We start from the raw sequence: 12,425 nt of genomic DNA, 5'->3' as shown, positions 1-12,425 counted from the left end.
ATTACCTCTCATCTCCGGCCGGCCATACAAAAATACCAATCGTTCCTGGCCCTACATGGGTCCCAATCACAGCGCCAAGTTCAGTATATATTCGATCCCCCAGCTCAAAATGCTCTGCCAGCTGAGCCACGAACGCTTCTGCCGCTGAGCGATCTGCCGTATGACCCACAGCAATATTAATTTTTTGGCCTTTTAAATCCCGCTCCAGTAGTTCAATAATTCGTGCTGTCGCTTTTTTATGCCCTCTCGCCTTATCAACCGAATAAATAATACCTTCTTTGTCAATCGAAAGAATCGGCTTAATGTTAAGCAACGTACCAACCATTGCCGCTGCCTTGCCAATACGTCCGCCTTTTTGTAGGTATTCCAGGGTATCCACCAGGAAATATAAACAACGGCGCTCCCCACGACGTTCCACAGCCCGAACAATATCAGTCGGGGAGTGTCCGGCAGCCGCCAGCTCTGCCGCATAAACCACTAGCATGCCGTATCCGTATGAAGCTGATTTGGAATCCACCACAGTCACTCTATGTTCATGCTTCTCCAGCATGGATTTGCCCAGCAGAGCAGACTGATACGTTCCGCTCACACCCGAGGATAAATGGATAGAGATAACCTGGCTCTCGGGGTATTGCTCTAACAGCGTCGTGTATGTCTCCAAAAAACGGGCTGGTGAAGGCTGTGACGTCGTAGGCAGCTCATCAGCCCGTACTAGTTCGCTGTAAAACTGCGACGCTGACATCTCAATGCCGTCCAGGTAAGCTGTGCTGCCGAACATCACTGTCAAGGGTACAACAACTATACCGAGACGGTCTGCTAATTCTTGTGGAATATCAGCCGTGCTATCCGTCAAAATGATGGTACTGCTCATCGGTCAGACCTCCTTTTGTTGTGGACTTCCATGGGCGTGCTAAAGCACATCAGGTTTCCACTGAGAACAAATAAGGATAAATCGGCTGACCACCTTCATGAACTTCCACTTCAGCATCCGCATAATTTTCTTCAAGCCATGCAACAAGCTGATCTGTGTCTTCTTGATTTGCGTCTGAACCTGTGAGAATCGTAACAATTTCATCGCCATTCACCAGCATCTTCGCTAGCAAAAGACGGGACGTTGCCATTAAGTGTTCCTCGGTCGCTACAATTTTGGAATCCTGAATACCGATGTAGTGCCCGGCTGTAATATGCAGGTCATCAAGCGTCGTATCCCGTACCGCGTAGGTCACTTGCCCAGACTTCACCCGGGTGACTGCGTCACGCATATTGTCCTGATTTACCTCAAAAGCCTCTTCCTCCTGAAAGGCAAATGCTGCCGCAATGCCCTGAGGAATTGTTTTGCTCGGAATAACCGACACCATACGTTCCATCTCTAGCAGTTCACGCGCTTGTTCTGCCGCCAAAATAATATTGGAATTATTCGGAAGAATAAAAATATGTTGAGCCGCAATCGAACGCGCCGCATTAACGAAGTCCTCTGTGCTTGGATTCATTGTCTGGCCGCCAGAAAGGACAACATCGACGCCTAAACTTCTGAAAATATCAGCAATTCCTTCACCGGAAGCCACAGCTATAAAACCAAAGGATGCCAGTTCATGAGCGGGGGGCTCAGACGGCTCTTCCTCACGTGCAGGCTCTGTTGGTATTTCAGCAAACCACTCAGGCTCAGGAGCAACATCCATACCCGCAGACAACAAATCACGATGCTGCTCGCGCATATTTAAAATACGAATCTGTGTAATTTCTCCGTAACGCAGTGCCAAATTCAGCACTTCACCAGGAGCCTTAGAATGCACGTGAACCTTGATGACATCATCGTCTGAAATTACGATAATAGAATCACCATCTACGGATAACGCTTTCCGGAAGGCTTCTTCATCAAAATCGGTACCTTGCGCTTCGCCCAATTGTCGATTAATAAAAAACTCCATATCATACAAAAATTCAATATTATCCGTTTCGAGCTTCGCTTGCGCAGAAATCGGCGCATCTGGGGAAGGAACAACTGCAGTAGCAGTAGGTCTCTCCGATACGTGAGGAGCAAAAACCGGGCGTACATTATCACTTTTTGCAGTTGGAGACGTCACCAAGCCGCTTCCAAGATGTTGCATAAAGCCTTCATAAATATACACAAGGCCTTGCCCACCCGAATCTACAACTCCTACTTGCTTCAGTACGGGGAGCATGTCCTGCGTCATGGCAAGCGTTTCCTTCGCCTTGGCAAGCACTTCTTCCATCAATTCCGTGATGTCGTTCGTCCGGCGCGAGAAAAATACAGCATGCTTGGCCGCTTCCTTCGCCACGGTAAGAATTGTACCCTCCACCGGCTTAACCACCGCCTTGTAGGCCGCATCCACCCCGCTCTGCAATGCCGATGCGAACTGAAGGGTATTCAATTCCTCGTATGGGGCAGCGTAACGGCTGAAGCCACGAAACAACTGAGACAGGATAACCCCTGAATTGCCGCGGGCTCCCATCAGCAAACCTTTGGATAATATGCCGGACATGACACCGATGGAGGAAGAATCCCCCCTCTTTAATTCCGTTACGCCCGCGCTCATCGTCAAATTCATGTTAGTTCCCGTATCACCGTCTGGCACCGGGAATACATTTAGTGAATTGACATGTTCCGCATGCTGCTGTAATTGTTCCGCCCCGGCTAAAACCATTGCGGTAAAATCTGTTCCATTCAAAGAACGATTACTCAAGAGAATTCCCCTTCCTAGCTTAATACACTTGTTTTACTATCAACCTTCACCACACCTTATCCAGCTGTGCCTACAGGTTCAATTAAATTATACTAAAGCCAGACGACGAATACGAATGTCACACTTTCATAAGCTCTTGTACTCACGTCTGGTCGCTCTTCTACAGGTCATATAAAATGAAAAACCAGTCAACTGCCCAACATAAATCATCGGCTGGAATGATAACTATAGTCCCGCCTCTGAACCGCCGGCATGACTGGAATAAGAATTCACATTCCATTTAAATACAAAATAATCGCAGCAATAACTATCCCATATTGTACTATAATGCGAAAGAGAAATAAATAAAGTTTTTGAATCAGTTGACGGAGCTTTTTTGACTATGATATTATATTTAAGTATTGTTTTGTTCAGGTTAGTGACTTACAAAGTCCGGCTGACCCAGTCGGCCTGAAGAGAGACCCGTTCCATATGGAATTTGGTTATTTTCAGAATAGGAGGTGGAATCATGTCTCGTAAATGTTCTGTAACAGGCAAAAAGCCTGGCAGCGGTAACCACGTATCTCACGCTAACAACCGTAATCGCCGTACTTGGGGCGTCAACGTACAAAAAGTTCGCATTCTCGTTAACGGTAAACCGAAACGCGTTTATGTCAGCACTCGTGCATTGAAAGCCGGTAAAGTGACTCGCGTGTAGTCGTAAAAAAATATCGTTATAAACAAAAGGCACCTCGTTTTAAACGGGTGCTTTTTTGGTTATTCGAAAAGTAATATCCATCTGGTTCAGGAAAACAAAATGTCAGGCACCTTCCCGTGCGTTCCAATCTTTTACTACCGAGCTACCTATCTGTTATGCCCGGGAAGCGTGCCCTGTGTACCTCTAGCTTTCATCCTACATCCTGTGTTTACATTACGTTGAATTCAGTTTTTCTGGAATGTATTCAAAATGGCTTTAACGAATCCACCCAGAAATTTTGGCAGCTTGATTGTGTAAAACTTCATGCCTCACCCTCCCCATCATCCTCCTGCATCCGTTCTCTGTAGTTTATGCAACCTATCAAGGGTTGTTGCCCCACAAAAAAAGGCTACATGAGAATCCCGCTCATGTAACCATATTTATGCACAACCATCCCAGGCTATACCATCAGACAAGTCCGCGAACATAGAGATATGCTGAGAGTATGAAAATAAACAGGATATAATAAAGTACGCTGCACACCACAAAACCTATTCGTAAACCACGCCGTTCATTTTTTCGAAAATAAAACAGGACAATTAGAACAGCCAAAAGTGAAAGAACGGCATTCCAAGGAGCCTTCACTAGCGAGAAACAGCTAAGGGTCAATCCCGTCGCCATGCTCGCTACAGTCATCCACAATGCTTCGGTCAGCTTCACTTGGACAAACGTGCTGCACTGTCCCGAATCGCAGCAATAGCCGCTGCGCGGTCTTCTCTGCCGAATACCGCACTACCAGCCACCAGCACATCAGCCCCCGCTTCAAATACGGCTGGTGCCGTCTCCTCCGCAATACCTCCGTCTACCTCGATATGTACGTCTGGACGACCCAATTCGTTCAACCAAGCACGGATTTGTCTGATTTTATTTAACGTCTCTGGAATGAAGGACTGACCTCCAAAGCCAGGATTGACCGTCATTACCAGAATCATATCCACATTTGGCAGCACTTCCTTGATCGCATATGGTGAAGTACCTGGATTGAGAGCCACTCCAGCCAGAGCGCCTTGCTGCTTGATCAAGTGAAGGACGCCATGCAAATGAACACAGGCCTCAGCATGAACAGTGATGATATCGGCTCCTGCTTTTACGAAATCGCCAATATAGCGTTCAGGATGCTCAATCATCAGATGAACATCCAAGGGAAGAGTCGTGTGCGGACGAATAGCCTGAACGATAGGTGGGCCCAGTGTAATATTGGATACAAAATGTCCATCCATTACGTCCACATGAATCCAGTCTGCCCCTCCTGCCTCAGCTTCCGCAACTTCACTGCCCAAGCGAGCAAAATCAGCGGATAAAATCGACGGTGCTATTTTTAACATATACTCAGTACCTCCGCTTTTTTTCTTTTAATTCCTGATAGAACTGCAAATAGCTATCATACCGTCCCTGTGAAATATGTCCTTCTTCCAGGGCCTCTCTTACTTTACAACCAGGCTCGTGAATATGGGTACAACCCCGAAATTTACATCCTTCCGCATACTGCTGGAATTCACGAAAACAGGGAGATAGCTCATCCACACCCAGCTCCAGAAAATCCAGCTGGCTAAACCCCGGTGTATCTGCTACAAATCCTCCGTTGTCTAGAGGAATCAGCTCCACATGACGAGTCGTATGTTTTCCTCGGCCCAGCTTATTGCTTATGGCGCTCGTCTCCAGCGTTAACCCAGGCTCTAGAGCATTAAGCATAGAAGACTTTCCTACACCTGACTGCCCGGAAAACACGCTGATTTGACCAGCCAATAGCTTCTTAAGCTCAGCCGTCCCTTCTCCGGTACGGGCACTGGTTACCAGCACTTCATAACCGATCTTCTGGTACATCTCCTGAACGGCCAGTACGGTGTCATCCTCTGAAGGGCTGCCTTCATACAAATCGCGCTTAGTCAGACAGATAATTGTATCCAGCCCGGCGTGCTCAATATGGACTAAAAATTTGTCCAGTAAAGGCAAGTTTAAATCCGGCTCACGCAAGGAAAACAGCAGCACGGCTAGCGTGGTATTTGCTACCGGAGGACGTATTAGCTCCGTCGTACGCTTTCTAATCTCCTTGACCATACCTTCCCCGTTTTCAGTCAGTTCGTAAACGACCCGATCACCAACAAGAGGCGTAATCTCTTTTTTCTTAAAAATGCCGCGTGCTCTGCATTGTACCGTAGCTTCGCCAGATACCGGACGCCCATCCTGATCCAGGCTGGAGACATAATAATATCCGCTAAGCGCCTTGACGATCAGACCTTCAGGCATGTGTAAGATGTCCTCCTTCATAATGTTCAAGTTTCATTGCGTATAACAGGTTAAGCATCTTCCTATTGCAAGTTTACTGATGCTGAATAGCCTCAATCACTTTTTCCTTCTTTTTGTGGGAAGCGTGGCCTGGGTTGTTTTTATGACTAACCGCCAACTCACTGCGCGTACCCCCCGTGGAATTCGTTCCAGGAACAAAGGCGGAAGGGTCACCATTACCTCCTGTGCCCTCCTGATTGTTCGAGTCGCCCCCACTATTACCACTATCATTAGAATCTCCCCCGCTATCACCTTGCTCGCCGTTTCCACTTCCATTCTGCGAGGAAGTATCATCAGGTGTATCCGTTGGTGAAGCTCCGGCAGGCGGAGCAATTTGAGGCATCGTCACTGTTCCATTTTTTGCCTCAATATAAGAGACTGGATACGTATCAATAAAGTCACCATCTCTAAATACTGAGACAACACTGTCTTTGTTCGGAGCCATTAGCAGGTTGATAGTGAACACCTGTGTCGTATTAATTGTACGGCTTCCCCATTCCTGATTTTCTCCACGTGCATCCGTATAAGTGATACGAATTTTGCTGTTTTTACCCTCTTCCTTCGGCGCAACAGGCACATTAAATGGCAGCGTAATTGCTTCTGGTGGATAACCAGTGCTTACATAAAACGTAATTTCCGTATTTGGTGGCAACTCACTGCCTGCCTCTGACGGCCACTGTTTGGTTACTCTTCCTTTTTCCTGCTCATAGCTAAATTCTTCTTTAATCGAGCCAACCTTCAGCCCTGCCTTTTTGACCTCATTTTCCGCTTGATTCTGCGTCTTCCCTACGAGACTTGGCATTTTCACAGTGTCAGCGCCCTTGCTGACTGTGAGCACAACCTGGACTGAATCCTTATCAAATGGCTCATTGGCAGGGGGTGTCTGACTAAGTACAGTCCCTGCGGCCTGATCACTGAACTGCTCATTTTGCTGAATCTGCGTCTCCTTAATTTGCTGGGCGGTCAGCAGCTTAACAGCATTCTCGTAGCTTTGGCCTTTGACATCCGGCATCGGGGTGAGCGGCTTGGCAATCCCGACTTTCAGACTAATCTTGGTTCCTTCCTTGACTAAAGAATCTTCAGGATAGCTTTGATAAAATACAACTCCAGGCGCGATTCCCTCTTTGTATTCATGCTGGATTGGCTCCTCGATGAGTAATCCCGCTTTACTGAGATTAACCTTCGCTTGGTCTTCTGTTTGTGTCAATACACCTGGTACTTTTACCTCAGGCACGACGAGTACACTTTGCACATAGTACACCACTCCGCCCATGCACAGAAGTAACACCAACACTAGTGTTACCCACAAGATCGCTTTTTTTCTATTTTTCTTGGACGATTGCTTGCTCGGAAGCTGTTCAGACTCACGCGATTGAGCAGGTACATCATCCCCACTAGAAGACATCCCTAATTGTTGAGGCTTAATAGCCGGAATAACCCGTGTTTGATCCTCATCATCCAAATGTGTAAACTCCAGCTTGGATTCATTACGCCGTCCCGGCAGCAAACAGGTTTCCAAATCTTTTAGCATTTCGTCTGCCGATTGATAACGCTCTTCTGGATTTTTGCGCATGGATTTTAGAATGACATTTTCCACACTTTGCGGAATCAACGGATTAATTTTACGCGGTTCCTCAAATTCCTCTTGCAAATGCTTGAGCGCTACACTAATTGGACTTTCTCCCAGGAAAGGGAGCTGCGCCGTCAGCATTTGATATAAGACAATACCTAAAGAATATAAGTCCGATTTTTCGCCGGTGACGACACCCTTTGCATGCTCAGGTGAAAAATAATGAACAGAACCCACAACAGAACCCGTCTGGGTAATGGTCGTTGACGTAACAGCTCTAGCAATCCCAAAATCGGTTACCTTAACTCGTCCATTACGTCCAATTAATATATTATGAGGCTTAATGTCTCGGTGAATGATCTGATTTTGGTGGGCATGCTCCAGCGCATCACAAATCTGGGATGCAATCCGTACTGCTTCATCCACTTGCAATGGCGCACGTTCTTTAATAATCTCATTCAAATTTTTACCTTCGATGCACTCCATTACAATATAATGGATTTCATCCTCTTGGCCGACATCATAAATACTGACCACATTCGAATGCGAAAGCGAGGCCGCAGACTGCGCCTCACGCCGAAACCGGCGAATAAATTCCTCATCATGAACAAATTGCTGGCGCAACACTTTAACTGCAACATTGCGATTCAGCAAAATGTCTTGAGCCTTATACACCAGCGCCATACCGCCGCCACCGATGCGCTCAATAATTTCGTATCTTCCCCCTAGCAGGTGCCCGATCATGCGTCACACCCCTTTTCACTCAATGAAACCGTGTCATCGGGCAATTCAAACAAAGCCACAGTAATGTTATCGTCTCCTCCGGCAAGCAGCGCCAGATGTAGCAGACGATCCGCACGCTCCTCCAAAGGATTCTCTGCGGCACCTACTACTTTACTGATTTGTTCTTCCGTTACCAGATTGCTTAATCCGTCGCTACACAGTAACAGTACATCGCCTTTTTCCAGCGCAATGGAGTCAATATCCACTTTCACCTCAGAATCAGTACCCAGCGCCCGAGTCAGCACATTGCGACGGGGATGGTTCTCCCGTTCTTCCTTACTGATCTGACCGTTTTTGAACAGCTCATTAACCAAAGTATGGTCTTCTGTAAGCTGACGTACCGCTCCTTTGGATATGACATAGGCGCGACTATCACCGATATGTCCGATAATTCCGGATGCATCGTTTAGTAAAACCGCAACAACTGTCGTTCCCATATTATGATACTTGTCATCGCGTGCAGCCGTCTGGAAGATGACTTCATTGGCATGCAAAATAGCGTCGCTGAGCGCCGCCGTCAAAGAATGTGCGGATAATCCGCTCTCCAGCGTCGCCAAATCAGCGGCAAGTGTCTCTACCGCAAGGCGGCTGGCCGTATCACCGGCCAAATGCCCCCCCATACCATCGGCAACAATCCCAAGAATATAGCCTTGCTCCAAGTGCCTGATCCAGGCAGAATCCTCATTCACCGAACGTACACGTCCGACATGGCTGACATGAACTGTTTTGATCAAATGGTTTCACCCCAACTCCATATGCTTTGCACGCAACTGACCGCAAGCAGCGGCAATATCGTGACCCTGTTCACGCCGGATCGTCACATTGACGCCTTTTTCGGCAAGAATACGTTGGAAATTAAAAATATCGCTGCGTGATGTGCGCACATACTTGCGCTCAGGCACATGATTGACTGGAATCAAATTGACGTGACACAGCATGTCCTTTAACACATCCGCTAGCTCTTCAGCATGTTCTGCCTGATCGTTTACCCCGCCAATCAGGGCATATTCAAACGAAATTCTCCGCCCCGTCTTAGCAAGATAGTAACGTAGAGAATCCATAACATCTTTAAAGGGATAACGCCGATTTACAGGCATCAGCTTCGAACGAAGCGCATCATTAGGCGCATGAATGGATATTGCCAGATTAATCTGGGTATCCTCGTCGGCAAATTTATAAATATTCGGTACAATACCGCTAGTCGACACCGTGATATGACGTTGACCAATGTTCAGACCTTTTTCATGAACCATTGTACGCAAAAACGTCATGGTCGCTTCATAGTTTTCAAAAGGCTCGCCTGAGCCCATAATCACGATGCTGCTCACTCGTTCATTCGTTTTATCCAAAATTTTCTGAGCCTGTACTACCTGTGCAGTAATTTCACCAGCTGTCAGGTTCCGTTTGAGGCCTCCGAGCGTCGATGCGCAGAAAGTGCAACCAATCCGGCATCCCACTTGCGTCGTTACACAAATACTGTTTCCGTAATTGTGTCTCATAATGACCGTTTCAATGGCATGATCATCGTGCAAACCGAACAGGAATTTTACTGTACCGTCCTTTGATTCCAACTTTGTAATTTCACTAAGCGTCACAAAACTAAATTGCTCCTCAAGCTTCTCTCTCAGCGCCTTGGACAAATTCGTCATCTCGCTGAAATCATTGACCCGCTTCACATACAGCCAGTCAAAAATTTGTCCGCCACGAAAAGCAGGCTCGCCATTGTTCTTGGCCCAGTCCTGAAGCTCCTCCAGAGTTAAATCATATATAAAAGGTTTCATCAATGTTTGCACCCGTTCCTTCTTCATTAAGTTCTGTTTGATCGTAGATCGTATTTTTCATTCTTCCTATTTTAGCACAAATCCCTGGAGGGGTAAAAATTTTTCATCTTCATGCAAAAAACCGCCGGAAATGTTCCGGCGGAATGTGGAAATACTGGTGGGCAGCTGCCTGGAATTCTCTTCCGCGCTATTTCACCCGACGCAGGCGCGCGATATAAAACCCGTCGCTGTGAAAATGCTGCGGTAACAGCTGTACCGAGCCTCCCTGAATACTATCCTTTTCGTGGCTCACGTCCGGGAAGGAATGACCCTCTGCCAATTCATACTCTGGATGTTCGCTTAAAAACTGAGTCAATTGTCCTTCATTTTCGTCCGGTTCAATCGTGCATGTGCTATACACCAGAATACCACCTGGCTTCAACAATCCCGCCACACTATCCAGCAACTCATGCTGAAGCTGTGTAATGTCGCGAACATCCTGCGCAGTTTTGCTCCAACGCAGGTCCGGTTTACGACGAATTACTCCAAAGCCAGAGCATGGCGCATCCAGTAAAATACGGTCAAAAGAAGCTGGAGCATAGCGTTCTTTCAGTTCTAGCGCATCACCAGTGACTGTTTCCACAGCATCCAGGCCAAGTCGATTAGCCTGTTCACGGATTAATTGATGCTTATGGGCATGCAGATCATTCGCAACGATCCGGCCTTGATCCTTCATCAGCTCGGCCATATGAGCTGTTTTTCCACCTGGAGCGGCACAGCAATCCAGTACCAGCATGCCAGGCTCAGGAGCGACTGCTTCGGCAACGAGCATGGAGCTTTCATCCTGTACGGACAGCAAGCCGTCCGTATACCACGAGGTAAGCGCCATATTTCCACCGCTACGAACAACAATCCCATAGGGACTAACTGCGGAAGGAACGGCATCAAGCCCTTTTGAGCGCATCTCGTCCAGCAGCTGATCACGGCTGGTCATTGTCGTATTCACCCGTACGCTGACCGCAGGGGGCTCATTATTAGCCTGACAGATAGCCTCAGCAGTATCTGCACCGTATTGCTTAATCCAGCGCTTAACCAGCCACTGTGGATGGGAATGTTCTAATGAAATCCGTTCCTCTGGTGACAAATCGTCAGGAATACGCAGCTTGTCCGGCTCACGCAACATGCTGCGGAGCACGCCGTTGACCATACCGGAAATCCCCTGATGCCCACGACGCTTAGCAATGGTCACCGCTTCACTAACGACTGCATGATCTGGAACTCGATCCAGATAAACCACCTGATACACACTCATCCGCAGCAACGAACGTACCCAAGCCTGAAGCTTGGCCGTTCCTTTTTGAACAAATTTATTCAGGAAATAATCTAGTGTATTTCGGCGTGCGATTGTACCGTATACAAGTTCCGTCGCCAAACCAGCGTCACTTGCAGATAAACCTGCCTGCTGAAGCCGACGATTTAGCTCAAGATTGCTATATGCACCCTCTTGCTCCACACCGGTCAACACATCAAGTGCAACTTCCCGCGCCGTCTGATTGCGAGTCTTGCCGGATCTGGCACCCACTCCCTTGCCTTGGCCTCCCTGGCGGGAGTGACTCCCGCTCATCCGAGCACCGTGCCTGGCTTCATCTGTCCGCCGCGCGCAAAGGTTCCGGCATCCATAACCTTTTTGCCAGCCGGTTGAACCTGAGTCAGCCAAAGAGTTCCTTCGCCTGTCTGCACCTCAATGCCACGAGCAGTCAATTGAAGAACCGTTCCGGGTGCTGGAACATTTGAGCCACTCACTTCACTGTTTATGAAAGGCTGCTCAGCAGCCCAAATTTTAAAAACATTTTCCTCCCAAAGCGTAAACGCACCGGAAAAAGGAACCAGGCCGCGAATCCGGTTGTATATCTGCTGAGCATTGGCACTCCACGAAATACGCTCATCCTCGCGGTTCAGGTTCGGGGCATAAGTTGCCTCGTCCTCGTTTTGCTGCGTACGGTCTGATTGGCCTGCCAGCAACTTAGGCAGCTCGTCCTGCAAAAGCTTTGCTCCAGCTACGCTTAGCTTCTCAAAAATCGTACCCGAGGTATCCTCCGGCTCTATAGCAATCTCAACTCGCGATATCATATCGCCAGTGTCCAGTCCTTCCGCCATATACATCAGCGTCACACCCGTCACAGTTTCACCATTAATAATCGCACGCTGGATCGGTGCACCTCCCCGATAACGGGGAAGTAACGAACCATGCACATTCAGACAGCCGAACCGAGGCAGGTCTAGTACGGACTTAGGCAAAATTTGCCCATAGGCTGCGGTTACGATCAGATCAGGACACAGCTCTGCCACCTGAGCCACCGCTTCTGGCTGGCGCAGGCGGGTCGGTTGCAGTACAGGTAATCCGCGTTTTTCTGCCGCTTCCTTGACTGGTGTAGGCGTCAATATTTTTTTTCGTCCCTGTGGCTTATCGGGCTGTGTAATCACACCAACCACGTTATAACCGTTATCCAGTAACATGTTCAGCGATGGCACTGCAAACTCAGGCGTACCCATAAAGATAATACGAATGTCTTGACTCATCGAAC

11 protein-coding genes are annotated in these 12,425 nt (G+C 47.9%); 1 reads left to right on the top strand and 10 read right to left on the bottom strand.

From position 1 onward, the window contains the following. Position 1: 1 nt before the first annotated feature. On the bottom strand, positions 2-871 hold the full coding sequence (locus tag ACL9RM_RS03780) for a DegV family protein (RefSeq protein ID WP_235309509.1): 870 nt from the start codon (positions 869-871) through the stop codon (positions 2-4). Positions 872-920: 49 nt separating this feature from the next. After that, entirely contained in the window at positions 921-2,705 is a 1,785-nt protein-coding gene (locus tag ACL9RM_RS03775; protein ID WP_254325351.1) for a DAK2 domain-containing protein, read from the bottom strand. 508 nt (positions 2,706-3,213) lie between these two features. Here ACL9RM_RS03775 and rpmB point away from each other — a divergent pair. Beyond that, complete coding sequence (gene rpmB / locus ACL9RM_RS03770) at positions 3,214-3,402, top strand: 50S ribosomal protein L28 (RefSeq protein WP_013310881.1); 189 nt, start codon at positions 3,214-3,216, stop codon at positions 3,400-3,402. A 224-nt stretch (positions 3,403-3,626) separates the two neighbouring features. Here the strand turns inward: rpmB and spoVM are convergent, their stop codons facing one another. The 8 genes from spoVM to fmt form a co-directional block, all read right to left on the bottom strand. Then, the gene (spoVM, locus tag ACL9RM_RS03765) at positions 3,627-3,707 is read right to left on the bottom strand and encodes a stage V sporulation protein SpoVM (protein ID WP_010345573.1); all 81 of its coding nucleotides are present in this window, start codon (positions 3,705-3,707) and stop codon (positions 3,627-3,629) included. Between the two features lie 390 nt (positions 3,708-4,097). Further along, entirely contained in the window at positions 4,098-4,766 is a 669-nt protein-coding gene (gene rpe, locus ACL9RM_RS03760; RefSeq protein ID WP_250268755.1) for a ribulose-phosphate 3-epimerase, read from the bottom strand. Positions 4,767-4,770: 4 nt separating this feature from the next. Continuing rightward, positions 4,771-5,688 (bottom strand): ribosome small subunit-dependent GTPase A, encoded by a 918-nt coding sequence (gene rsgA, locus ACL9RM_RS03755; protein ID WP_250268756.1) that lies wholly within the window; start codon positions 5,686-5,688, stop codon positions 4,771-4,773. 73 nt (positions 5,689-5,761) lie between these two features. Next, a complete protein-coding gene (gene pknB / locus ACL9RM_RS03750; protein WP_250268757.1) occupies positions 5,762-8,041 on the bottom strand; it encodes a Stk1 family PASTA domain-containing Ser/Thr kinase in 2,280 nt (759 codons plus the stop codon). Further along, entirely contained in the window at positions 8,038-8,814 is a 777-nt protein-coding gene (locus ACL9RM_RS03745) for a Stp1/IreP family PP2C-type Ser/Thr phosphatase (RefSeq protein WP_069289875.1), read from the bottom strand. Before ACL9RM_RS03745 ends, pknB begins: the two co-directional genes overlap by 4 nt. Before the next feature lie 6 nt (positions 8,815-8,820). After that, positions 8,821-9,861 carry a 23S rRNA (adenine(2503)-C(2))-methyltransferase RlmN gene (gene rlmN / locus ACL9RM_RS03740; RefSeq protein ID WP_013310887.1) on the bottom strand — a complete coding sequence of 347 codons (1,041 nt, stop codon included), beginning with the start codon at positions 9,859-9,861 and terminating at the stop codon, positions 8,821-8,823. Between the two features lie 187 nt (positions 9,862-10,048). Beyond that, positions 10,049-11,464, bottom strand: a complete 1,416-nt coding sequence (gene rsmB / locus ACL9RM_RS03735; RefSeq protein WP_061829025.1) for a 16S rRNA (cytosine(967)-C(5))-methyltransferase RsmB — start codon at positions 11,462-11,464, stop codon at positions 10,049-10,051. Further along, positions 11,461-12,420, bottom strand: coding sequence for a methionyl-tRNA formyltransferase (gene fmt / locus ACL9RM_RS03730; protein WP_250268758.1), 960 nt, complete (start codon positions 12,418-12,420; stop codon positions 11,461-11,463). The genes rsmB and fmt overlap by 4 nt, the downstream gene beginning before the upstream one ends. Positions 12,421-12,425: the final 5 nt, after the last annotated feature.

The sequence above is a fragment of the Paenibacillus sp. S29 genome (assembly GCF_049319765.1).
Taxonomy (GTDB): domain Bacteria; phylum Bacillota; class Bacilli; order Paenibacillales; family Paenibacillaceae; genus Paenibacillus; species Paenibacillus polymyxa_B.
The sequence above is the reverse complement of the archived record's forward strand: the minus strand, read 5'-3'. Positions and strand labels throughout refer to the sequence as shown.

What these genes read in the sequence shown, in the direction of transcription:
- ACL9RM_RS03780 (WP_235309509.1), bottom strand. Translation starts at nt 871, where the DNA reads ATGAGCAGTACCATCATTTTGACGGATAGCACGGCTGATATTCCACAA.
- rpmB (WP_013310881.1), top strand. Translation starts at nt 3,214, where the DNA reads ATGTCTCGTAAATGTTCTGTAACAGGCAAAAAGCCTGGCAGCGGTAAC.
- spoVM (WP_010345573.1), bottom strand. Translation starts at nt 3,707, where the DNA reads ATGAAGTTTTACACAATCAAGCTGCCAAAATTTCTGGGTGGATTCGTT.
- rpe (WP_250268755.1), bottom strand. Translation starts at nt 4,766, where the DNA reads ATGTTAAAAATAGCACCGTCGATTTTATCCGCTGATTTTGCTCGCTTG.
- rsgA (WP_250268756.1), bottom strand. Translation starts at nt 5,688, where the DNA reads ATGCCTGAAGGTCTGATCGTCAAGGCGCTTAGCGGATATTATTATGTC.
- pknB (WP_250268757.1), bottom strand. Translation starts at nt 8,041, where the DNA reads ATGATCGGGCACCTGCTAGGGGGAAGATACGAAATTATTGAGCGCATC.
- rlmN (WP_013310887.1), bottom strand. Translation starts at nt 9,861, where the DNA reads ATGAAACCTTTTATATATGATTTAACTCTGGAGGAGCTTCAGGACTGG.
- rsmB (WP_061829025.1), bottom strand. Translation starts at nt 11,464, where the DNA reads ATGAGCGGGAGTCACTCCCGCCAGGGAGGCCAAGGCAAGGGAGTGGGT.
- fmt (WP_250268758.1), bottom strand. Translation starts at nt 12,420, where the DNA reads ATGAGTCAAGACATTCGTATTATCTTTATGGGTACGCCTGAGTTTGCA.